Annotated in this window: 19 protein-coding genes; 12 read left to right on the forward strand and 7 right to left on the reverse strand. The window is 72.1% G+C overall.

Annotated elements, in window-relative coordinates; translation table 11 throughout:
* Positions 1-27: 27 nt before the first annotated feature.
* Positions 28-1,365 (reverse strand): glycosyl hydrolase, encoded by a 1,338-nt coding sequence (locus ACIBSW_RS33115; RefSeq protein ID WP_354726182.1) that lies wholly within the window; start codon positions 1,363-1,365, stop codon positions 28-30.
* A 157-nt stretch (positions 1,366-1,522) separates the two neighbouring features.
* Here ACIBSW_RS33115 and cysC point away from each other — a divergent pair, with 157 nt between their 5' ends.
* The 8 genes from cysC (at position 1,523) to ACIBSW_RS33155 (ending at position 11,757) form a co-directional block, all read left to right on the forward strand.
* Positions 1,523-3,046, forward strand: coding sequence for an adenylyl-sulfate kinase (gene cysC, locus ACIBSW_RS33120; RefSeq protein WP_354726180.1), 1,524 nt, complete (start codon positions 1,523-1,525; stop codon positions 3,044-3,046).
* A 109-nt stretch (positions 3,047-3,155) separates the two neighbouring features.
* Complete coding sequence (locus ACIBSW_RS33125; RefSeq protein WP_354726178.1) at positions 3,156-4,970, forward strand: Wzz/FepE/Etk N-terminal domain-containing protein; 1,815 nt, start codon at positions 3,156-3,158, stop codon at positions 4,968-4,970.
* Positions 4,967-6,358 (forward strand): hypothetical protein, encoded by a 1,392-nt coding sequence (locus ACIBSW_RS33130; RefSeq protein WP_354726176.1) that lies wholly within the window; start codon positions 4,967-4,969, stop codon positions 6,356-6,358. Before ACIBSW_RS33125 ends, ACIBSW_RS33130 begins: the two co-directional genes overlap by 4 nt.
* Before the next feature lie 32 nt (positions 6,359-6,390).
* Entirely contained in the window at positions 6,391-7,584 is a 1,194-nt protein-coding gene (locus tag ACIBSW_RS33135) for a hypothetical protein (protein WP_354726174.1), read from the forward strand.
* The gene (locus ACIBSW_RS33140) at positions 7,585-8,463 is read left to right on the forward strand and encodes a sulfotransferase (protein WP_354726172.1); all 879 of its coding nucleotides are present in this window, start codon (positions 7,585-7,587) and stop codon (positions 8,461-8,463) included.
* Complete coding sequence (locus tag ACIBSW_RS33145; protein WP_354726170.1) at positions 8,460-10,025, forward strand: MATE family efflux transporter; 1,566 nt, start codon at positions 8,460-8,462, stop codon at positions 10,023-10,025. Before ACIBSW_RS33140 ends, ACIBSW_RS33145 begins: the two co-directional genes overlap by 4 nt.
* The gene (locus ACIBSW_RS33150) at positions 10,022-10,750 is read left to right on the forward strand and encodes a methyltransferase domain-containing protein (protein ID WP_354726168.1); all 729 of its coding nucleotides are present in this window, start codon (positions 10,022-10,024) and stop codon (positions 10,748-10,750) included. The genes ACIBSW_RS33145 and ACIBSW_RS33150 overlap by 4 nt, the downstream gene beginning before the upstream one ends.
* A gap of 8 nt (positions 10,751-10,758) precedes the next feature.
* Positions 10,759-11,757, forward strand: a complete 999-nt coding sequence (locus ACIBSW_RS33155; protein ID WP_354726166.1) for a glycosyl hydrolase — start codon at positions 10,759-10,761, stop codon at positions 11,755-11,757.
* Positions 11,758-11,796: 39 nt separating this feature from the next.
* On the opposite strand, the gene ACIBSW_RS33160 is transcribed toward ACIBSW_RS33155, so the two are convergent.
* On the reverse strand, positions 11,797-12,582 hold the full coding sequence (locus tag ACIBSW_RS33160; RefSeq protein WP_354726164.1) for a WecB/TagA/CpsF family glycosyltransferase: 786 nt from the start codon (positions 12,580-12,582) through the stop codon (positions 11,797-11,799).
* 62 nt (positions 12,583-12,644) lie between these two features.
* Between ACIBSW_RS33160 and ACIBSW_RS33165 the strand changes: the two genes are divergently transcribed.
* From ACIBSW_RS33165 to galT, 4 genes are all read left to right on the forward strand, one after another.
* Positions 12,645-13,595: a sulfotransferase gene (locus ACIBSW_RS33165; protein ID WP_354726162.1), complete on the forward strand. Its 951-nt coding sequence runs from the start codon at positions 12,645-12,647 to the stop codon at positions 13,593-13,595.
* A complete protein-coding gene (locus tag ACIBSW_RS33170; RefSeq protein WP_354726160.1) occupies positions 13,595-14,509 on the forward strand; it encodes a glycosyltransferase family 2 protein in 915 nt (304 codons plus the stop codon). Before ACIBSW_RS33165 ends, ACIBSW_RS33170 begins: the two co-directional genes overlap by 1 nt.
* Before the next feature lie 92 nt (positions 14,510-14,601).
* Positions 14,602-15,378 carry a DeoR/GlpR family DNA-binding transcription regulator gene (locus tag ACIBSW_RS33175; protein WP_184997549.1) on the forward strand — a complete coding sequence of 259 codons (777 nt, stop codon included), beginning with the start codon at positions 14,602-14,604 and terminating at the stop codon, positions 15,376-15,378.
* Positions 15,375-16,466, forward strand: a complete 1,092-nt coding sequence (gene galT / locus ACIBSW_RS33180) for a galactose-1-phosphate uridylyltransferase (protein WP_354726158.1) — start codon at positions 15,375-15,377, stop codon at positions 16,464-16,466. The genes ACIBSW_RS33175 and galT overlap by 4 nt, the downstream gene beginning before the upstream one ends.
* 295 nt (positions 16,467-16,761) lie before the next feature.
* Here the strand turns inward: galT and ACIBSW_RS33185 are convergent, their stop codons facing one another.
* From ACIBSW_RS33185 to purN, 5 genes are all read right to left on the reverse strand, one after another.
* A complete protein-coding gene (locus ACIBSW_RS33185) occupies positions 16,762-17,976 on the reverse strand; it encodes an NADP-dependent isocitrate dehydrogenase (RefSeq protein ID WP_354726157.1) in 1,215 nt (404 codons plus the stop codon).
* Positions 17,977-18,165: 189 nt separating this feature from the next.
* On the reverse strand, positions 18,166-19,116 hold the full coding sequence (mdh, locus tag ACIBSW_RS33190; RefSeq protein WP_354726156.1) for a malate dehydrogenase: 951 nt from the start codon (positions 19,114-19,116) through the stop codon (positions 18,166-18,168).
* Positions 19,117-19,218: 102 nt separating this feature from the next.
* Positions 19,219-19,812, reverse strand: a complete 594-nt coding sequence (locus tag ACIBSW_RS33195) for a pentapeptide repeat-containing protein (RefSeq protein WP_354726154.1) — start codon at positions 19,810-19,812, stop codon at positions 19,219-19,221.
* A complete protein-coding gene (gene purH, locus ACIBSW_RS33200) occupies positions 19,812-21,371 on the reverse strand; it encodes a bifunctional phosphoribosylaminoimidazolecarboxamide formyltransferase/IMP cyclohydrolase (RefSeq protein ID WP_354726152.1) in 1,560 nt (519 codons plus the stop codon). Before purH ends, ACIBSW_RS33195 begins: the two co-directional genes overlap by 1 nt.
* Positions 21,368-21,985: a phosphoribosylglycinamide formyltransferase gene (gene purN, locus ACIBSW_RS33205; protein WP_354726150.1), complete on the reverse strand. Its 618-nt coding sequence runs from the start codon at positions 21,983-21,985 to the stop codon at positions 21,368-21,370. The genes purH and purN overlap by 4 nt, the downstream gene beginning before the upstream one ends.
* Positions 21,986-22,073: the final 88 nt, after the last annotated feature.

Genomic DNA, 22,073 nt, shown 5'->3' on the forward strand with positions numbered 1-22,073 from the left:
GGACTCACCCCTGAGACCGCCTACACCTCAGGGCAGGGCGGGCGAGACGTCGACCTGGAAGATCGGCATCCGGCCGAGCTCGCGATACGCCTGCAGCGACGCGGCCGTCGCGTCGACCCGGGAGTCGCGGCCCTTCTGGCTGCGCGGCGTGTCGAAGTGCACCATCGCCCGGATCCGCGGGAACCGGGCGATCTGCCGGCCGACCTCGCGGTAGAACTCCGCCTTGTGCCCGGGGTTGCGCTTCGAGGTCCAGACGCCCCACTCGGCGACCATCAGCGGCTTGGACGGGTGCCGGCGGGTGGCCCAGTTGTAGAAGCCCGGCCAGTTCGGGCGCGCCGAGCTCTGCCGGTTCAGCAGCTCCGCGAAGTCGCCGTGCCCGTAGCCGGGGTCGCCGTAGGCGTAGGTGTCGAAGCCGATCCAGTCGACCACGCCGTCGCCGGGGTACATGTTCTGGAACCAGCTCTCGCTGGTGTGCGGCACGTAGGCCATGTGCACCAGCACCGTGACCACGTTGTCCGCGCCGCGGGCGCGGAGCCGCTCGACCACATGGCGGTACATCGCCGCGTAGTCCCTGGCCCGGTAGCCGGAGCCGGCCTTCTCCCGGACGTTGTCCTCGGCCTCGTGGTGCACCGTGAAGAAGAAACGCTCGGGGAACGTCGTCTTGATGTGCCGGGCCAGCCGGTCCAGGAACGCGTCGGTCTCCCGGTCGCCGGCGGCGATGGCGGCCCAGGACGCGCCCGACGGCTTCCAGTTGAGGAAGAGGATGCGCTCGCGGCCCGGCTCGCGGGCGATCGCGGCCTCGGCCGGCGTCGGGAAGAGCTGCTTGTTGCCCTTGTGGTACGCGTGGAAGACGTCCTGGTGGCGCTGGGTCTTCTCCTCGAACTGCTTCAGCGCCCGCTGGCCGCGCCCGTCGGTGAAGGCGCCGGGCGCGACCCCCCACAGCACGCCGCAGGTCGGCACGAGCTTGCTGCCGGTGCGGCAGCGCCGCGCGCCGGACTCCGAGGACCACGTCTCGCCGGCGGCGGTCGGCGCCGGAGCGGCACCCGACGGCAGCGGGCCGGGCGCGGCGGAGGCGCGATCGCCCGGCACGGCGGCGGACCCCGAGGCGCCGGGGGCGCCGGGCACCGCGCCCGGCGCGCCGGGCAGCGCGGACGCGCCCGGCGCGGCCGGCACCCGCCCGCCGTCGAGCGGCGGCAGCGTGCGGCCGGGCACCGCGCCCGGATTGTCTGCCGGGCCGAACGGCAGTCCGAGTTGATCCACGCCGCCGGTCCACGCCCATGACAGGGTGGCGACCAGCGAGAGGGCGAAGATCACCGTCATGGCGATGATGTGCAAGGGCCTGGCCCGGAGCGGTCGACGTCTCACGGTCGCCCAGTATTGGATCAAATGTCCGTTTTGTCGACTACCCGGCCCGGTTGCCCGCGTGGCGAAGGTCCGGAACGGACAGACTGCCGAGCCCCGCTCGACCGCGGGGAGTCCGGCTGCGAAACTGTCCCTCAAGTCGCTGCAGGGGGAGTCTTAGGTGAACGACGGTTCTGTGCTGCCAGAGGACGTGCTGCGTGACGCGCCGACGTACACGCCGCGCGGGCACGAACTCGCCGACCTCGAATTACTTCTCTCCGGCGCATATGCGCCGCTGACCGGGTTCCTCGGCCGCGCCGACCTGACGGCGCTGCGCCGCCGGGGCCGGCTCGCCGACGGGACACCGTGGCCGGTCGGCGTCACCTGCGAGATACCGGCCGAGCTCGCCACCGGCCTCGACCTCGACGATCCGCTGCGCCGCACGGTGGTGCTCACCGACCCCGAGGGCGCGCCGGTCGCCGCGATCGAGGTGACCGACGCCTGGCCGACCACCGCGGGCATGTACGCGATCGGCGGCGCGGTACGCCGGATGGGTGACGGCGGGCACGGCCCGTTCCAGCGCCTGCGGCGCACCCCGGACGAGGTGCACGCGCTGCTTCCGCCCGGCCGGGTCCTCGGCGTCATCGCCGACCGGCCGCTGCACCGCCCGCAGCTCGCGCAGATCGCGCACGCCGCGCGCACCCTCGCCGCGCACCTGCTCATCATCATCCCGGTGACCGGCCCGGGGCCCGACGGCCTGCCGCCCGAGGCGCTGGTCCGCGCCATCTTCGCGGCCCGCGACCGGATGCCGCCGGCCACGATCGTCGCGGTGCCGCTGATGCCCCGCAACGACGAGATGCGCGACGCGCTGCTGCGCGCCCGGGTCGCGACGGCGTACGGGGTCACCCACGTGCTGTCCACCGGGGACATGCTCTCCGGCGCCGGCCTGCGCGTGCTGGTCCCCCGCGAGTTGGCCTACGACAACCGCGACGGCCAGTGGCGCTGGCGCGACGACATCCCGCCGCGCAACCGGCGGCTGGCGATGACCACCGCCGAGATCGACGATCTGCTCGACCGCGGATTCCCGCTGCCGGAGTGGCACACGCCGCCGGCCGTCGCCAAGGAGCTGACCCGGATGCGCCCGCCGCGGCGGCACCGCGGCCTGGTCGTCTTCTTCACCGGCTTCTCCGGCTCCGGCAAGTCGACAATCGCCCGCGGCCTCGCCGACACGCTGCGCGAGGACGGCGAGCGGACCGTCACGTTCCTCGACGGCGACGTCGTGCGCCGGGAGCTGTCGGCCGGGCTCGGCTTCAGCCGCGCCGACCGGGACCGCAACGTGCGGCGGATCGGCTGGGTGGCCGCGGAGGTCGCCCGGCACCGTGGCATGTCCATCGCCTGCCCGATCGCGCCCTACCAGGACGCGCGCGCCGCGGTGCGCCGGATGGCCACCGAGGCGGGCGCCGGATTCGTGCTGGTGCACGTGGCGACCCCGCTCGAGGTCTGCGAGCGCCGCGACCGCAAGGGCCTGTACGCCCGCGCCCGCGCCGGCCAGCTGCGCGGCATGACGGGCGTCGACGACCCCTATGAGGAGCCGGCCGACGCCGAGCTGACGCTGGACACCACCGACATGACGGTGCCCGAAGCCATCGATGTCGTGATGGCCTATCTGGTGGAGACCGGCTGGGTGGAACCAAATATGAAGTAACCGATCGCGGTGGAGTAGTTACGCAACAGGGCACGGGCCGTTTACCCCCTCGGGGGCGAAAAGCCCGATTGCTGTGTACTCACTTCACCCCGAAAGGGCCGCCTTACCGATGGAAGCTCCGCGCCCGGTATCCGCCGACCTCTCGCACTACCTGGGCGTGTTCCGCCGGCACTGGTGGGTGGTTCTCGCCGCCGGCGGGGTGGGGCTCGGGCTCGGCGCCGCGGTCACCCAGGCCGTGCCGAAGGTCTACGAGTCGTCCACGTCGGTGCTCGTGCAGGCCGTCTCCGGCGACACCAACGCCTCCGGCGGCCGCACCAAGGGCACGATCAACCTGGACACCGAGGCGCAGCTCGTCGCCTCCGGCGCGGTCGCCGTCAAGGCCACGACGCTGCTGCGCGCCGAGCTCTCGCCGCTCGAGCTCGCCCGCCACGTCTCCGTCGAGGTGCCCGCGAACACCACCGTCCTGGTGATCCGCTTCGAGGCGGACACCCCCGCGGGCGCGCAGAAGGGCTCGCACGCGTTCGCGGAGGCGTACCTGCGCAACCGCGAGGAGACGGCCCGCGCCGGGCTGGACCAGCAGATCAAGACGCTGACCCTCAAGGTCAGGCAGCTCACCACGAACCTGACCGGCATCAACAACCGGCTGGCCAAGGCGGAGAACGGCAGCTTCGAGCGCAGCAACCTGGAGAGCCTGCGCAACAACTCGCAGAACCAGCTGAACAACCTGACCGCCCGGCTCAACGAGCTGACCACGGCGACCGTCGGCGCCGGCAGCATCATCAGCGACGCCCGCGAGCCCGAGGCGCCGACCAGCCCGAACGCGCTGCTCAACATCGCCACCGGCGGGATGGCCGGCCTGCTCGTCGGGCTCGCGCTGGCGTTCGCCCGGGAACGCTTCGACGGTCGCCTGCAGACCGCGGCGGACGTGCGGGACCGCGGGCGGATGCCGGTGCTCGCGGCGCTGGACGAGCGGACCGCGCCGCACTTCGACGACGTGCTCCAGCCGTACGGGCCGGGCGGGCGGGTCTTCAACCGGCTGCGCAACGAGGTCCTGGCGAGCCTGAACAGCGGCGACCAGATCCTCGTCGTCACCGGCGCCAGCCGCGGCTCCGCCTCGACGCTGGTCGCCGCGAACCTGGCCGCCGCGCTGGCGCGTACCGGAAGCGACGTCGTGCTGATCGGCGCGCACCTGCCGGACAGCGTGGTCGACGCCGCGCCGCTGGCGCGGATGCTCGGCGTCTCGGCGATGCCCGGGCTGTCCGACCTGCTGGCCGGGCGGATCGGCCTGAACAAGGCGATGCAGCGCACCCCGCGCATCCCGTCGCTGCGGGTCATCACGACCGGCGGCGCCGCGACGGCGGCGGGCCTGATGCAGTCGCAGCGGCTGCGCGACACGCTGCAGGCGCTGCGCCGGCAGGCCGGTTACGTGGTCATCGAGGCACCGTCGACCAGCAGCAGCGCCGACGCGCAGAGCCTGGCCAGCCTCGCCGACGCCGCGATCGTCGCGGTGGAGCTGCGCCGCGCCAAGCGGCCGGCGCTGCTGGACGCGGCCGAGCAGCTGAGCCGGGTCGGCACGCCGCTGCTCGGCGCCGTCGTGCTGCCCCGGCTGACCGGCATGCGCGGCGTCGAGGAGAACCTGCCGGTCGTCACCCTCCAGGCTGAACGCCGGGAGCCCCGGCCGGACGAGACCGCGTTCCTGGACGCCGACCGGACCCAGCCGCTGCGGACGCCACCCTCGCCGGGCGGCGGCGGGGCGGTCCGGCCGCGCGAGGGCGCCATGGACGAGCCCACGGCCGTCCTCGACCTGAACACGAAGGGGCCGCAGGGCAACGCGCCGGCGCAGGCCAAGGCCGCGCCGCAACCGCAGGCCGGCACGCAGATCAAGACCGCCGAGAAGCACACCGACCAGCCGGAAGAGAAGTGACGCTGGTCGTCCCGGGCGGCCCAGGCACGTTAAGCACAAGGGCGGCCGGGCCCGCGGGCACGGCCGCGGGCGGGCGGGCGACCGCGCTGCCCGCCTGGCCGCTCGCGAGCGTGCTCGCGTTCTACCCGGCGTGGTGGGCGCTCGGGCTCGGCGTGCTGATCTTTCCGATCATGGCGGCGCCGATGCTGGTGCTGCTGCTGCGCCGCCACGCGGCCGGCCGGCCGCTGCGGCTGCCACCCGGCTTCGCCTGGTGGCTGCTGTTCCTCACGGCGGTCGTGGTCAGCGTCGCCGCGCTCGGCGCCGACCCCTCCGGCACGGTGGCCGAGGCCGCGACCGACCGCCTGGTCGCGGTCGTCTACCGCCTCAGCCTGTACGCGTCCCTGACCGTCCTGCTCGTCTACGCGGGCAACCTGACCGAGGCCGAGCTGCCCCGCCGGCGCCTGGTCCGGCTGCTCGGCTGGCTCTTCGTGATCACGGTGCTCGGCGGCCTGCTCGGCATGGTGGCCGGGCGCTTCGAGTTCACCTCGCCGGTGGAGTGGCTGCTGCCGCACGGCGTGCGCAGCAAGGGCTTCGTGCAGTCGCTGGTGCACCCGTACGCGGCGCAGATCATGGACCTGGTCGGCGGCGAGAAGCCCCGCCCGGCCGCGCCGTGGGGCTACACCAACACCTGGGGCAACAACTTCTGCCTGCTGATGGGCTGGCTCGTCGTCGCCGCCTTCGCCTCCGGGCGCCGCGGCGCCAAGCTCTTCGCGCTGCTCTGCCTGGCCGTGTCGATCGTGCCGGCGGTCGTCTCGCTCAACCGCGGCCTGTGGATCGGCATCGGCGTCGTGGTCGTCTACGTCGCGGTCCGGTACGTGCTGATGGGCCGGATCTGGATCATCGGCGCGGTCGCGTTCGCCGCGGCCGCGCTGGTGGTCGCCCTGTTCGCCACCCCTCTCGGCGACACGGTGACCGCACGGCTCGACAACGGCAAGTCCAACGGGGTGCGCTCCTTCCTGATCGAGCGCGCGGTCGACGGCTTCATCGACTCCCCCGTGATCGGCTACGGCTCGACCCGCAACACCATCGGCGGCCGCAACTCCATCGCGGTCGGCGAGAGCTCCGAGTGCGAGCGCTGCGGCAACTTCACCGTCGGCGGCAACGGGCAGTTCTGGCAGCTGTTGTTCGCGCACGGCACCGTCGGCACGGTCGCCTACCTGGGCTTCTTCGCGTACGGCCTGTGGCGGTTCCGGCGCGACCGCACCCCGATCGGCATCGCCGGCAGCGCCGCGATCGTGAGCTCCTTCTCGGCCATGCTCTGGTACAACTCGCTGGCCACCCCTCTGGTCTTCATGTTCCTGGCCTACGCGCTGCTCTGGCGTAACGAGATCGAGGGGGATGGCACTTGAGTCCGGTGAAGACCGCTCCGGCGGAACTGACCGTGGCAGACGCGGCACTGCGCGCGCAGTACCTGGCGGAGGTACTGGCGCTGCTCTACCCGGCACCGTGCGACACCACCGGCGAACAGGGCGCGCAGATAGCCGAGTACCTGGTGGTGCCCGACGCGCGCCGGCCCCGGCTGCTGGTGCCGAACACGTCCCGGCGGGTGGCGGCGGCCGCGGTGCGGCGCTACGCCGAGCCGCAGTCGGTCACCGCCCGGCTCAAGCGGGACGCCGTCGTGGCCGCGCTACGCTCCGGCGCGTCGAGCCTGCTGCTGCGCGACCGGGTGCGGATCACCGGCCCGAGCGCCGCGAGCATCGACGGGCACCTGCGCGAGGCGCTCGGGCGCGACCTGGCGATCAGCATCCACATCGGCCCGGCGCGGGCCAACCGCAAGCCGGTGCTGCAGCTGATCACCCCCGAGGGCGAGACGTTCGCGTTCGGCAAGCTCGGCACCGGGCCGCTCACGCAGCACCTGGTGCAGGCCGAGACCGCCGCGCTGCGGGCGCTGGGCACCGCCGGGCTCACCGAGCTGACCGTGCCGACGGTGCTGCACGCCGGTGAGTGGCGCGGCCTGCAGGTGCTGGTCCAGTCGGCGCTGCCGGTGTGGCTGCCGCGCGCGCCGCTCTCCCCGCACCGGCTGACCGCGGCGATGCTGGACATCGCCGGCTGCTACGGATACACCAGCGGGACCCTGGTCGGCAGCGCGTACTGGGCCGAGCTGCGTGGCCGGCTCGCGGCCGTGTGCGACCGGCCCGAGGGCGCCGCGCTGGCCTCGGCCGCGGAGCTGCTGGCCACCCACGCCGGGCAGCACACGCTGCGGTACGGCGCCTGGCACGGCGACTGGGCACCGTGGAACATGGCGAACATCGCCGACACGCTGCTGGTCTGGGACTGGGAGCGGTTCGCCCGGGGCGTGCCCGTCGGCTTCGACGCCGTGCATCACGAGCTGCAGCGCCGGATCCAGTCCACCGGCGACGCGACGGACGCGGTCGAGGCGACCGTGCGCCGGGCCGGCGAGCTGCTCGCGGCGTTCGGCGTCGCCGACGAGGCCCGCGAGCTCACCGCCCTGCTGTACCTGATCGACCTCGCCGCCCGCTATCTGACCGATCGCCAGGCCGAGGCGGGTGCCCGGCTGGGCGTCCTCGGCACCTGGCTGCTCCCGGTGCTCATCCGCCGGGTCGAGGAGCTGTAAATGGACGTCTCCAAGGTTCCGAGCCCGGTGAAACGGGTCGTGCACCTGGGTTCCCGCTCGTACGGCCGGCTCACCGCGCCCGCGCGGATGACACCGTCGTTCCTGATCTGCGGTGGCCAGCGCTGCGGCACGACCTCGCTCTATCGCGCGCTGGCCGCGCATCCGACCGTGCTCAAGGCCGTGCTGCACAAGGGCGTGCACTACTTCGACGTGTCCTACGAGCGCGGCAAGGGCTGGTACAAGGGTCACTTCCCGCTGCAGCGCAGCGCCGATCGGGTACGCGCGAAGTACGGCGTCGAGGCGCAGACCTTCGAGTCGAGCCCGTACTACATGTACCACCCGCAGGCGGCCGCCCGGATCGCCGCGGACCTGCCCGACGCGAAGCTCGTGGTGCTGGTCCGCGACCCGGTGGAGCGGGCGTACTCGCAGCACCATCACGAGCTGGCCCGCGGCTTCGAGCACGAGCGCGACTTCGGCAACGCGATCGCGCTGGAGCCGCCCCGGCTGCACCGCCAGGAGCACAAGCTGGCGACCGACCCGACCTACTACTCGTTCGCGCACCAGCACCACGCCTACCGCGCGCGGGGCGAGTACGCCCGCTACCTGAGCGTGATGGCGCAGCACGTCGGCCGGGAACGCATCCACGTGGTGGAGAGCGAGCGGTTCTTCACCGAGCCGGAGGAGATCTACGACGAGGTCTGCTCGTTCCTCGGGCTGCGCCTCGACCTGGGGCGCCCGGCCTTCGAGCGGCACAACGCCCGGCCCCGCAAGGCCGACATGGACCCGGGCCTGCGCCGCGACCTGACGAACTACTTCGCGAGCCACGACGAGGCCTTGACGACCTGGCTGGGCCGAGTGCCCATCTGGCGCCAGGCATGACCGCTACGGCGGTCGCCGATCCGCCGCGCCGAAAAGCCACACAGGGTGTCGCGCGGGGCGGGCTGGCCAACATGGTCGGCTCCGCGCTGGCCGGCGGCACCGGCGTCGTGGTCACCTGGGTGGTCGCGCGCGGGCTCGGCGCCGAGCAGGCCGGCGCGTTCTTCGCCGCGACGGCGGCGTTCGTGCTGGCCGGCGGGCTGGCCAAGCTCGGCACGCAGACCGGCCTGGTCTACTGGCCGGCCCGGCTGCGGGCCACCGGCAACGATCACCTGCTCGGCGCCTGCCTGCGCACCGGCCTCACGGCCGTAGTCGGGTGCGCCCTCTTACTCGGCTTCGCGATGTGGTTCGGCGCGCCGGCGATCGCGGGGCTCACCGCGCAGGAGTCGCCGCACGTCGTCGACGCGCACACCACCGGGCTGCGGGTGCTGGCGGTCTTCCTGCCGCTGCACGCGCTCACCGACGCCCTGCTGACCGCGACCCGCGGGTACAAGGCCATGCGGCCGACCGTGACCCTCGACCGGATCACGCGCAGCGCGCTGCAGTTGCTGTGCGTCGGCGCGGTCGGGGTGGCCGGCCTCTCTATGGTGGCGACGCTGCCGGCGTTCGCCTTCGCCTGGGCCGTGCCGTATCTGCCGGTGACGGTGCTCGCGGCGTTCGCGCTGCGCCGGACCTACCTGGCCGGCCGGCCGCACCCGGCGCGGACCCGGCGCGGCGAGCGCCGGCGGCTGCGCCGCGACTTCTGGCGCTTCACCGGCCCGCGGGCCCTGGCCAGCGTCGCGCAGCTCGCGCTGCAGCGGGTGGACGTGCTCCTGGTCGCCGCCCTCGGCGGGCTGGCGGCCGCCGCGATCTATGCCGTCGCCGGCCGGTTCGTGGTGCTCATCCAGTTCGCCAACCAAGGCATCTCCCAGTCGGTGCAGCCCCGGCTGGCCGAGGCCCTCGCGACCGGCGACCGGGAGACGGCCAACCACCTCTACCAGACCGCCACCGGGTGGCTGGTGCTGGTGACCTGGCCGATCAACTTCCTGGTGATCCTGCTCGCGCCGGTCTACCTGGGACTGTTCGGCGACGCGTACCCCCGGGGCGCCGACGTCGTGGTCGTGCTGGCCTGCGCCATGCTGGTCGCCACCGGCTGCGGCATGGTCGACATGGTCCTGGCGATGGCCGGGCGCACCTCGTGGAACCTCGTCAACGTCCTGATCGCGCTGGGCGTGACGATCGGCCTGGACGTGCTGCTGATCCCCCGGTACGGCGCGCTCGGCGCCGCGATCGGCCTGGCGTGCGCGATGGTCGCCAACAACCTGCTGCCGCTCGTGCAGGTGGGCCGGGCCGCCCGGCTGCACCCGTTCGGCACGGGCACGCTCACCGCGGCCGGGCTCTCCGCCGCCTGTTTCGGCCTGATTCCCGGGCTCGTCACCAGCGCGGCCGGCGCCGGGCCGGCCGGCCTCACGCTGGCCGTCGGCACGGCCGTCATCGCGTACGCGGCGGGCGTCTGGCTGCTGCGCGGCCGCCTCGCCCTCGACGCCTTCCAGCCCCGCAAGCTCATCCAGAGGAGGACCGGTTGACCACCGAATACACCAAGGTGTTCCAGGACGCGAACGCCGTCGACAAGTACGAGCACGTCACCTACGCGCCGGACAGCTACGCGTCGCGGATCAACGAGCGGCAGCGCGCCTACCTGCGCCGGCTCGTCGAGCGGGAGTTCGACACCCCGCCGGTGCAGCACGACTTCGCGTGCGGCACCGGGCGCGCGATCCGCACGCTGCACGGCCTGGTCAGCGACGCGCACGGCTATGACACGTCGGCCGAGATGATGGCGAAGGCGGCCGAGGTCGGCTCGCGGGCGCAGTGGCACCAGGTGCCGGTGGACGGCCCGGTGCCGAGCCCGGTGCCGGCCGGTTACCCGGCGATCGTGACGATGTTCCGGCTGCTGCTCAACGTGCACGCGGACGTGCGGGACCGGGCGATCGCGTTCGCCGCGAAGGCCCTGCCGGAGTTCGACTCCGGCCTACTGGTGGTGGAGAACCACGGCAACGCGGGCTCCCTGCGGCACCTGCGGGCCCGGCGCCACTCGGGCGAGCGCTGGTTCGCCGAGCTGTCCCACGACGAGGTCGAGGAGCTGTTCGACCGGCACGGCTTCGAGATCATCGACCGGCGCGGCTTCTCCATGCTGACCGAGTCGCTGGACAACCTGCGGCTGGCCCGCGCCGCCGACGCGGCCGTGCGCCGGCTGCCGGGCGCGGACGGCTTCGCGGTCAACGTCCTCTACACGGCCCGCCGGAAGAGGTAGCCGCTGCCATGCGTCGCGTCATCGCCCTGCTGGGCCTGCTCATCCTCGTGCTCGCCGGCTGCACCTCGCACCGGCGGGACAAGCCCGAGCCCCCGCCGGCACCGGACCTGACCAGCCCGCCGGTCGCGGTGGCCGTCAACCCGGGACCGTTCGAGTCGGGGCCGTTCGGGGCGCCGGCGACCGGCGCCTACCTGGGCGCCTGGATCAAGCCGGACGAGCTGACCCACGTCGGCCGGGTCGAGGCCGTCGCCGGCCTGGAGGAGGAGCTGGGCCGGCCGCTGGACATCGTCAACACCTACCGGCGCTTCGAGCAGATGGTCGGCACCGAGTCGGACGCGGAGTTCCTCGCGCAGGGCGCGACGCTGATGGTGAGCTGGGCGACCGGCGACAACCGCTCGATCCTCGCGGGCGAGCACGACCGCCTGATCCGGCAGCAGGCCCGGGCCATCCGCGCGGTGGACCGGCCGGTGCTGTTGCGGATCCGGTGGGAGATGGACCGGCCGAACCTACGCGCGACGATGTGGTCCGGCGAGGACTACATCGCCGCGTACAAGCACATCCGGGAGATCTTCGCCCAGCAGCGGGTGGAGAACGTGTCGTGGGTGTGGTGCCCGACCGCGGAGGGTTTCATCCGCGGCGACGCGCCGGCCTTCTACCCGGGCGACGACCAGGTCGACTGGACCTGCGTCGACGTGTACGCCGGCAACCTCTTCCAGCCGATCGGCCAGCTGATGGGGCCGTTCCTGCAGTGGGCCGCCCAGCGGCCGAAGCCGATCATCGTCGGCGAGTTCGGGGTGGCCAAGGCCTGGGGCTCCGCGGGCCGGGCCGCCTGGCTGCGCAACGCCGCGAGCACCTTCAAGGCGAACCCGCAGATCAAGGGCGTCGTCTACTTCGAGTCCAATCCCGAGGGCAACGGCCCGAAGCAGCAGTTCCAGCTCGCCGGCGATCAGCCGGCCTTCGACGCCTTCACGCGGCTGACGAGGGACCCGTACTTCAATCCGAGCTGACGGTTGGACCGGGACGCCCGGTCCCGGTCCGACCAGGCTTCATCGCCGCCGGCTTGCGGCGCCGGCGAGCAGGCGCATGGCGTACGGGGCGTCGTGCTTGAGGTAGCGCTTCGCCAGCCGGCCGGGCTCGGTGCCCAGCCGGTGCGCCCATTCCAGACCGGTCCGCTGCATCCAGCGCGGCGCCCGCTCGATGTCGCCGGCCACGAAGTTGACCGCCGCGCCGCAGCCGATGAACCAGGCCTTGGGCATCTCGGCGCGCAGCCGGGTGATGACCGCCTCCTGCTTGGGAAAGCCGAGGCCGACGAAGACCAGGTCGGGTTGGGCGCGGACGACCCCGGCCAGGAACTTGGCGTAGGTCCGCTTCTTCCGCTCGAAGCCGAACTGCGGGCAGCTGGTGCCGGCGATCCGCAGCCCGGGGCACTCCCCGGCGAGCCGGTCGGCGGCCCGGGTCGCGCCGTCCGGCGCGCCGTCCACGCCGGGTGCGCCGCCGATGACGAAGATCGACCGGCGGTCGTAGCCGAGCCCGCGGGACAGCGACCAGATCAGGCTGCTGCCCGCGACCCGTTCCGGCAGCGGCGTTCCGGTGAGCTTGCTGGCCCAGACCAGCGGCATGCCGTCGGCGACTATCAGGTCGGCGTCGTCGAGGTGTACGCGGACGTTGTGGTCGATCTGCGCCCGGCGCAGGATGTCGACGTTCGGGGTGATGATGCGTCCGCCCCGGCCGTGGGTGATCGCCTCGCGGACGACCGCGACGACCTCCTCCTCGGTGATGCGGTCGATTCCCGTGCCGTCCAGCTGGACGCGGTCGAAAGCCTCGATGGTCATGCAACGCCTCCTTCAGCCCTGCTCGCTCGTTATAGGAGCGAAACGAGCGAAGGCGGGCGAAAGTGGCACGAATTCTATATTTGGGTGGGTTAGGGCGAAGCGGGACAACTCTCGTCGAACGCCTCCTCGGCGAACTCCCCTCCGTGTGCGCACTCGGCGAAATCGTCCACCTGTGGCAGCGCGACATCCGCGACGACGAACGCTGCGGCTGCGGCGCCCGCTTCTCCGCCTGCACGTTCTGGCGGCGCGTCGGCCTCACGGCCTTCGGCGGCTGGGCCAACGTGGACGTCGAGCGGGTGCACGCCCTGCGCGACGTCGTGGAGCGCACCCGGCACATCCCCCGCCTGGCGAGCGCCGGCCTGCCCGCCGCGCAGCGCGCCGACGTACGCGAATACGCGAGCTACTACGCCCGGGTCTACGCGGCCGCCGCGGAGGTCTCCGGCGCCGCGGTCATCGTCGACTCCTCCAAGCACAGCGCCCTCGCACACGTGCTGCGCTGGGCGGACGACGTGGACCTGCGGGTGGTGCACGTGGTCCGGGACGCGCGCGGCGTCGCGTACTCGTGGACCAAGACCGTCACCCGGCCGGAGACCGACGGCAACGACGAGATGACCCGCTACTCCCCCGGCCGTTCGGCCCTGCTCTGGAACGCGCACAACGCCGCGTTCGGGCTGCTCTCCCGGCGCGGCGTCCCGGTACGGCGGATCCGCTACGAACAGTTCCTCACCGACCCGCGGGCCGCGCTGCGCGGGCTGGCCGAGTACGCCGGCATCCCGGTCAGCGACGCCGACCTGGCCTTCCTCGGCGACGGGTACGCCGACCTGCGGGTCGGGCACAGCGCCGCCGGAAACCCGATGCGCTTCAGCGTCGGGCGGCTGCCGCTGCGCCGCGACGACGCCTGGATGCGCTCGCTGCCCAGCGGGCAGCGGCGCCTCGTCGGTGCGGTGTGCGCGCCGATGCTGCGCGCGTACGGCTACCCGCTCAACCCCGCAGAGATGCTCCAGGAGGCGTGATGAACTGGCCGTCCGTCGGTGTCGTTATCCCCACCCGCAACCGCCCCGAACTAGTCCGCAAGGCGATCGCCGCCGTACGCGAGCAGCGCTACCCCGGCGAGCTGAAGGTGGTCGTCGTCTACGACCAGACCGAGCCCGACTACCTGCTCGCCTCCACCGAGGGCACCCAGGTGCTGGTGCTGACGAACTGGCGGACCTCCGGCCTGGCCGGCGCCCGCAACACCGGCATCCTGGCGCTGGACACCGAGTACGTGGCCTTCTGCGACGACGACGACCGGTGGGCGCCGGACAAGCTGCGCCGCCAGATCGCCGCCCTGCTCGCCGAGCCGGACTCCGAGTTCGCCACCTGCGCGATCGAGGTCGAGTACGAGGGCAGGACCAACCCGCGGCTGGCCGGCCGCAGCCGGGTGACCGTCGACGAGCTGGCCCGCTCCCGGATGGCGATGCTGCACTCGTCGTCGTTCGTGGTGCGCCGGGAGTCGCTGGCCGAGTCCGCGATCGGGCTGGTCGCCGAGGACGCGCCGGGCAGCCAGAACGAGGACTGGGACCTGTTGCTGCGCGCGGCACGCCGGGCGCCGATCGTGCACCTGGACGAGCCGCTGGTCCGGGTGCTCTGGGGACGGACCTCGCACTACGCGTACGAGTACGCCACGAAGATCTCCTCGCTGCGCTGGATGATGCAGCGCCACCCGGAGATCAGCGGGTGCCGGCCCGGCGCCGCCCGGGTCTACGGCCAGCTGGCGTGCTGGTCGGCGGCGTCCGGCAACCGCGGCCAGGCCTGGCAGTTCAGCAAGGAGGCGGTCCGCGCGAACTGGAAGGAACCGCGCACCGCGATCGCCCTGGCGGCCATCGCGGGGGCGGTGCGGGTGGAGAACGTGCTCTCCGCGCTGCACAAGCGTGGCCGAGGTATCTAACACACACTCTTTTGCGCACACCCGATCAGCAGGTAGTGTTCGCACGTGTTCGAATTCGTGCGGTTAGAACGACTCAATGCGGGTGAGTGCTGATGCTCGCCCAGCAGCGCCAGGCGGCCATCCTGGACCGGGTGCGGGCGGCGGGCGGCGTACGCGTCAGCGAGCTGGCCGTCGAGTACGGCGTGTCGGACATGACGATCCGCCGCGACCTGGAGTCCCTGGCTGACCGGGGCCTGTTGGCGAAGGTACACGGGGGCGCCACCACGGTGAGCCCTGGTTCGGCGCACGAGCCGGGCTTCGCGGCCAAGTCGGTGCGCCAGCGCGCCGAGAAGGCGGCGATGGCCATGCGCGCCGCCGCGCTGGTCTCACCCGGCGACGCCATCGCGCTGTCCGCGGGCACCACGACCGCCGGGCTGGCGCAGCGGCTCGTCGACGTGCCGGCGCTGACCGTGGTCACCAACTCCATCCCGGTCGCCGACATCTTCTACCGGGCCGGCCGCCCGGACCAGACCGTCGTGCTGACCGGCGGTACGCGCACGCCGTCTGACGCGCTGGTCGGCCCGGTTGCGGTCGCCGCGATCGGCACGCTCCACCTCGACGTGCTCTTCCTCGGCGTGCACGGCATGAGCGAGCGGGCCGGCTACACCACCCCGAACCTGATGGAGGCCGACGTCAACCGTGCCCTCGTCGAGGCGGCCGAGCGGCTGGTCGTGCTCGCCGACCACACCAAGTGGGGCACGGTCGGCATCTCCTCGATCGTGCCGCTCGACCGCGCCGACGTCGTGATCACGGACGACCAGCTGGACGAGGCCGCGCGCGCGGTCCTCGCGGAACAGGTGAACGAGCTGATGGTGGTAACCGCTCAATGATCCTCAAGAGGACCGCGATCCCGCTCTGCGACGGCCGCGAGCTCATCTACTTCGACGAGACGCCGGACGCCGACCGGGGCGGGTGGCCGGACACCCGGCGGCTGCCACCACCGCCGCCGACCTCGCAGCTGCGGTACGACCCGCTGCTCGACGAGTGGGTCGCGGTCGCCGCACACCGGCAGACCCGCACGTTCCTGCCGCCGAGCGACAAGTGCCCGCTCTGCCCGTCGACGCCGGACTTCGCGAGCGAGATCCCCGCGCCGGACTACGACGTGGTCGTCTTCGAGAACCAGTTCCCGTCGTTCAGCGACCGGGTCAACGCGGACGAGATCACCGAGCTGACCGACCTGGTGCCGGTCCGGCCCGGCGTCGGGCGCTGCGAGGTCGTCTGCTTCACCAGCGACCACAACAGCTCCTTCGGCGCGCTGACGCCCGCGCGCGTACGCACGGTGGTCGACGCGCTCGCCGACCGCACGGCGGAGCTGTCCACGCTGCCGGGCGTCGCGCAGGTCTTCCCGTTCGAGAACCGCGGCATCGAGATCGGCGTGACGCTGAGCCACCCGCACGGGCAGATCTACGCGTACCCGATGGTCCCCCCGCACACCCAGGCCGCGCTCCGGGCCGCTCAGCGGCACGCGGAGCGCACCGGCGGCCGCAACCTGTATGCCGATGTGCTCGAGGCCGAACAGAAGGCTCAGGTCCGCGTGGTGGCCGCCAACGAGCACTGGACGGCGTACGTGCCGGCCGCGTCGCGCTGGCCGTTCGAGATCCAGCTCGCCCCGAACCGGCAGGTCCTGGACATCCCGGCGCTGACGGACCCGGAGCGCGACGCGTTCGGCCCGATCTACCTGGACATACTGCAGCGCTTCGACGCGCTCTTCGACCGGCCGATGCCCTACATCTCGGCCTGGCACCAGGCGGTGACCGGCGCGGGCCGCGAACTGGGCTACCTGCACCTGCAGCTGTTCAGCATCCGCCGGGCGGCGGACAAGCTGAAGTACCTGGCCGGCTCCGAGTCCGCGATGGGCGCCTTCGTGAACGACATCGTCCCGGAGACCGCGGCCCAGCTGCTGCGCGACGCGCGCTAGGTGTGGGGGGCGGGGGGCCTGGGACAAAGGCCCCCCGCAGGGAAGGACGGCAGGCGTAAGCGCCTACTGATCGCGCCGGCTTCGAGAAACCGGTCGGCGCCCGGGACGAGGCAGCCAGACCGGCGGGCGACTCGCGAAGCGACGCGACCGTCATCCGTTCTACAGGGAGAACGAATGCCCTGCCCCTTGGTAACGCATCCTAAACATGCGATTTACCGCATTCATCCGAATCGCAAAAAAAGACCGCCGGCGTTCCGCCGGCGGTCTTTCCTCATTTGGGACCTGGGACCTGGGATCAGGCGAGCTTGCGCGCCAGGTTCTCGTCCAGGGCGTTCATGAACTCGTCCGTGGTCAGCCACGGGGCGTCCCGGGAGATCAGCAGCGCGAGGTCCTTGGTCATCTGACCGGCCTCGACGGTGTCCACGCAGACCTTCTCGAGCGTCTCGGCGAACTCGGTGACCGCCGGGGTGCCGTCGAGCTTGCCGCGGTGCTTGAGGCCGCCGGTCCACGCGAAGATCGAGGCGATCGGGTTGGTCGAGGTCTTCTCGCCCTTCTGCCACTGCCGGTAGTGCCGGGTGACGGTGCCGTGCGCGGCCTCCGCCTCGACGGTCTGGCCGTCCGGGGTCATCAGCACCGAGGTCATCAGGCCGAGCGAGCCGAAGCCCTGCGCCACCGTGTCGGACTGCACGTCGCCGTCGTAGTTCTTACAGGCCCAGACGTAGCCGCCCTCCCACTTCATCGCGGCGGCGACCATGTCGTCGATCAGCCGGTGCTCGTAGGTCAGGCCGGCGTCCTTGAACTGCTCGGCGAACTCGGTCTCGAAGATCTCGGCGAACAGGTCCTTGAACCGGCCGTCGTACGCCTTGAGGATCGTGTTCTTCGTGGAGAGGTAGACCGGGTAGTTGCGGGCCAGGCCGTAGCGGAACGAGGCGCGCGCGAAGTCGCGGATCGACTCGTCGTAGTTGTACATCGCCATCGCGACGCCGCCGCCGGGGTAGTCCGCGACGTGGAACTCCATCGGCGCCGAGCCGTCCTCGGGCGTGAACGTGACGGTGAGCTTGCCGGCGCTCGGCACCACGAAGTCGGTCGCCTTGTACTGGTCGCCGTGCGCGTGACGGCCGATGATGATCGGCTTGGTCCAGCCCGGTACCAGCCTCGGTACGTTCGACATGATGATCGGCTCGCGGAAGACGACGCCGCCGAGGATGTTGCGGATCGTGCCGTTCGGCGACCGCCACATCTTCTTCAGGCCGAACTCGTCGACGCGGGCCTCGTCCGGGGTGATCGTCGCGCACTTCACGCCGACGCCGTGCCGCTTGATGGCGTTGGCGGAGTCGATGGTCACCTGGTCGTCGGTCTCGTCGCGGTGCTGGATCGACAGGTCGTAGTACTCGAGGTTGACGTCGAGGTACGGCAGCACCAACTGATCGCGGATCTGCTTCCAGATGATCCGGGTCATCTCGTCGCCGTCAAGCTCCACGACCGGGTTGTTGACCTTGATCTTCGCCATCGACCTGGCGCTCCTCTCCCGGGACACATGTTTTAGCAGTACGAGCGTACTGCAGGCCGGTGAGAGATCGCCCCCGGCCCTTGCGCTGTGGGTCCGCTCACCATCATCGCGCTACCGCCGCGACGCCGGTCCGGCGGGCCGCAAAAAAGGCCAGGGCCGTCGGCCCTGGCCTTTCACGCTTGCGGTGGATCAGAGGTCGGCGACGTCCGCCTGCTTGGCGCGGACGGCCTCGGCGGCCTCCTTCAGGCCGGCCAGCTCGGCGGCCGTCAGCTCGGTCTCGACGACCCGCTTGACGCCCTCGGCGCCGATCGCGGCCTCGACACCCAGGTAGACGCCGGAGATGCCGTACTCGCCGTCGACCCAGGCGCAGACCGGCATGACCGCGCCGGAGTCCTCCGCGACGGCCTTGGCCATCCGGGCGGCGGCGGCCGACGGCGCGTAGTACGCCGAGCCGGTCTTGAGCAGCGCCACGACCTCGGCGCCGCCGTTGCGGGTGCGGGTGACGAGCTCCTCGACCTTGTCGGCCGGGAGCAGCTCGGCCAGCGGCTTGCCGTTGACCGAGGACTTCGACGGGACCGGCACCATGGTGTCGCCGTGCGAGCCGAGCGTCAGCGTCGTGACGCTGGACACCGGGACCTTCAGCTCCTCGGCCACGTTGTTGGTGAAGCGGGCCGAGTCGAGCATGCCGGCCTGGCCGAGCACCCGGTTCTTCGGGAACTGGGTGGCGATCTGCGCGAGCGCGGTCATCTCGTCGAGCGGGTTCGACACCACGATGACGACGGCGTTCGGCGCGTACTTCGCCACGTTCTCGGCGACCTGGCGCACGATCTTGGCGTTGACGCCGAGCAGGTCCATCCGGCTCATGCCCGGCTTGCGGGGCAGGCCGGCGGTGATGACCACGACGTCGGAGCCCTCGATGGCCTCGTAACCCTCGCCGTTCGGCCCGGTGGTGGCGCCGACGATCTTGGTCTCGAAGCCCTCGATCGGCCGCGACTGGTTGAGGTCGAGCGCGAGGCCCTCCGGCTTACCCTCGACGATGTCGGTGAGCACCACGGTCTCGAAGATGTCGTACTCGGCGAGTCGCTGTGCGGTCGTGGACCCGTAGAAACCGGCGCCTACGACGGTGACCTTCTTGCCCATGTCTCTTCACTCCCAGTCGGCGGGACGACTTTTTCCGGACCGTATCAGCCGGTTAACGGTCCATTACCCGGGAGGGCCGAATAGGCGAGGTAAGCCACTCCGTTAACCGCTCACCCGCGCACCGAACGCGGCGGCGAACTGCATCGCCTGCGTCAGGTCGATCTGCGCGCCGTCGATGTCCACGTCGCGCAGCGCGACCCCGTCCAGGTCGGCGCCGCGCAGGTCCGCGCCCTTGAGCACCGCGCCCTGCAGCCGGGCGTTGGAGAGGTCCGCGCCGCGCAGGTCCGCCCTGGTGAGGTCGGCGTTGGTGAGGTCCGCCTCGCGCAGCCGCAGGCCGCCGAGCCGCGCGGCGGTGAGGTTGGCACCGCGCAGCGAGACGAAACCCCAGTCCCCGCCGTCGACGGTGAGCGGCCGGAGCCCGCAGTCGAGGAACTGGGTACCGGTCAGCTTGCAGCCCGCGAGCGTCGCGTCGAAGAACGAGCTGCGGCGGACCACCGACTGCATGATCGCGCAGTCGGTCAGCTCGGTGGCGTTGAACCGCACGTTGCCGAACTCGCAGTGCGTGAACGTGCAGCCGGTGAGCTTCGCCTCCGACCAGTCGACGTCGTGGAACGCGCAGTCCTCGTAGTGTGCGCGTTCCACCTCGGCCAGGGCCCAGTCCTCGCCGGAGAAGGTCTCGTTCCGGACCACGTCCATCAGTGGTAGAAGTGCCGCGTGCCGGTCAGGTAGACGGTGACGCCGGCCTTCTCGGCCGCCTCGATCACCAGGTTGTCGCGCACCGACCCGCCGGGCTGCACGACCGCCTTGACGCCGGCCGCGATCAGCACCTCGAGGCCGTCCGGGAACGGGAAGAACGCGTCCGAGGCGGCCACGCTGCCCTTGGCCCGGTCCGCGCCGGCCCGGCTCACCGCGAGGTGCGCGGCGTCGACCCGGTTGACCTGGCCCATGCCGACGCCGACGGCCGCGCCGTCGTGCGCGAGCAGGATCGCGTTGCTCTTCACGCTCCGGATCGCCCGCCAGGCGAAGGCGAGGTCGGCGAGGTCCTCGGGCGCGGCCGCCTCGCCGGTGGCCAGCGTCCAGTTCGCCGGGTCGTCGCCCGCGGCGTCGATCCGGTCCGACAGCTGCACCAGCACGCCGCCGCCGATCTGCTTGACCTCCGCGGGCGGCGGGCTCCAGGCCGGCGCGACCAGCACGCGCAGGTTCTTCCTCCCCTGGAACACCGCGAGCGCCTCGTCGGTGAACGACGGCGCGACGATGACCTCGGTGAAGATGCCGTCGAGCTGGTTCGCCAGCTCGACGGTCACCGGCCGGTTGACCGCGATGACCCCGCCGAACGCCGACACCGGGTCGCACGCGTGCGCCTTGCGGTGCGCCTCGGCGACATCGGCACCGACCGCGATGCCGCACGGGTTGGCGTGCTTGATGATCGCCACGCACGGCTCGGTGAAGTCGTTCGCCGAGCGCCAGGCGGCGTCCGCGTCCACGTAGTTGTTGTAGGACATCTCCTTGCCGTGCAGCTGCTCGGCCTGCGCGAGCCCGGCGGGCGCGTTCGGGTCGAGGTAGAGCGCGGCCTGCTGGTGCGGGTTCTCGCCGTAGCGCAGCGCGCTCTCGCGGCGCAGCGCCAGCCCGGCGAACTCCGGCCACTCCGCCGGCGCGAGGGTGGTCGCGCACCAGTTGGCGACCGCGACGTCGTACTCCGCGATGTCGGCGAAGGCGCGGGCCGCGAGCATTTTGCGCTGCGTCAGCGTGAAACCGCCGTCCCGCAGGGCGTCCAGGATCAACGGGTACGCGGCGACGGCCGTCACCACGGCGACCGACGGGTGGTTCTTAGCGGCCGCGCGCACCATCGCCGGGCCGCCGATGTCGATCTGCTCGACGCACTCGTCGACGCTCGCGCCGGAGGCGACGGTCTGCGTGAACGGGTACAGGTTGCTGACCAGCAGGTCGAACGGCTCGACCGCCAGCTCGGCGAGCTGCGCCTCGTGCGCCGGCAGCCGCAGGTCGGCGAGCAGTCCGGCGTGCACCTTCGGGTGCAGCGTCTTGACCCGGCCGTCCAGGCACTCCGGGAAGCCGGTCAGCTCCTCGACCCGGGTCACCGGCACGCCGGCGGCCTCGACGGTCGAGGCGGTCGAGCCGGTGGAGACGACCTGCACCCCGGCCGCGTGCAGCGCCTGCGCGAGCTCGACCAGCCCGGCCTTGTCGTACACGCTGAGCAGCGCCCGCTTGATGGAACGGCGGCCTTCGTCGGCGGTCATGGGATGGAGACCTTCCTGTCCGTGATGGTCCAGCCTTCGCGGACCAGCCGGCCGACGTACTCGACCAGCTGCCGGCGCTCGGCGTCCTTGATCCGCTCGGTCAGCGTCTCCTCCGTGTCGTCGTCGAGCACGGGAACGCTGACCTGGGCGATGATGGGTCCGGTGTCGACACCCGCGTCGACGAAGAAGAGGGTCGCGCCGGCGATCTTCACGCCGTACGCGAGGGCGTCGCGCGGGCCGTGTATGCCCGGGAACGACGGCAGCAGCGCGTTGTGCGTGTTGACGTAGCGGTCGCCGAACGCGGCCAGGAACTCCTTGCCGACCAGCTTCAGGAAGCCGGCCGAGATGACCAGGTCGGGCTTGTGGGCGGCGACGTGGTCGGCGAGGGCGGCGTCCCAGTCGTCCCGGGTCGGGTAGGCCTTCACCGAGTCCACGAACGTGGGAATGCCAGCTCTTTCCGCCCGGTCGAGTCCGACCGTGCCGTCCCGGTCGGCGCCGACGGCCACGACCCTCGCGCCGTACGCGGGATCCGCGGCGGCGTCGAGGAGGGCCTGCAGGTTGGAGCCGGAGCCGGAGACGAGGACGACCAGGCGGGCGGGCGCGGGGTCTGTCACCCGAGCACCCTATCGCCGAGCAGGTTCGGGCCGGTAAACGGGTCGTTTCAAGGACAGCGGAAACCTTTGATCATCGGTTAGGCTGCGG

Origin of the sequence: Actinoplanes sp. NPDC049668, from assembly GCF_044465445.1 — a bacterium.
Classification (GTDB): domain Bacteria; phylum Actinomycetota; class Actinomycetes; order Mycobacteriales; family Micromonosporaceae; genus Actinoplanes.

Excerpts from the sequence above, each read along its gene's own strand:
- ACIBSW_RS33125 (WP_354726178.1), top strand. The coding sequence starts at position 3,156 with ATGGAAGCTCCGCGCCCGGTATCCGCCGACCTCTCGCACTACCTGGGC.
- ACIBSW_RS33140 (WP_354726172.1), top strand. The coding sequence starts at position 7,585 with ATGGACGTCTCCAAGGTTCCGAGCCCGGTGAAACGGGTCGTGCACCTG.
- ACIBSW_RS33145 (WP_354726170.1), top strand. The coding sequence starts at position 8,460 with ATGACCGCTACGGCGGTCGCCGATCCGCCGCGCCGAAAAGCCACACAG.
- ACIBSW_RS33155 (WP_354726166.1), top strand. The coding sequence starts at position 10,759 with ATGCGTCGCGTCATCGCCCTGCTGGGCCTGCTCATCCTCGTGCTCGCC.
- ACIBSW_RS33160 (WP_354726164.1), bottom strand. The coding sequence starts at position 12,582 with ATGACCATCGAGGCTTTCGACCGCGTCCAGCTGGACGGCACGGGAATC.
- ACIBSW_RS33170 (WP_354726160.1), top strand. The coding sequence starts at position 13,595 with ATGAACTGGCCGTCCGTCGGTGTCGTTATCCCCACCCGCAACCGCCCC.
- ACIBSW_RS33175 (WP_184997549.1), top strand. The coding sequence starts at position 14,602 with ATGCTCGCCCAGCAGCGCCAGGCGGCCATCCTGGACCGGGTGCGGGCG.
- galT (WP_354726158.1), top strand. The coding sequence starts at position 15,375 with ATGATCCTCAAGAGGACCGCGATCCCGCTCTGCGACGGCCGCGAGCTC.
- ACIBSW_RS33185 (WP_354726157.1), bottom strand. The coding sequence starts at position 17,976 with ATGGCGAAGATCAAGGTCAACAACCCGGTCGTGGAGCTTGACGGCGAC.
- mdh (WP_354726156.1), bottom strand. The coding sequence starts at position 19,116 with ATGGGCAAGAAGGTCACCGTCGTAGGCGCCGGTTTCTACGGGTCCACG.
- ACIBSW_RS33195 (WP_354726154.1), bottom strand. The coding sequence starts at position 19,812 with ATGGACGTGGTCCGGAACGAGACCTTCTCCGGCGAGGACTGGGCCCTG.
- purH (WP_354726152.1), bottom strand. The coding sequence starts at position 21,371 with ATGACCGCCGACGAAGGCCGCCGTTCCATCAAGCGGGCGCTGCTCAGC.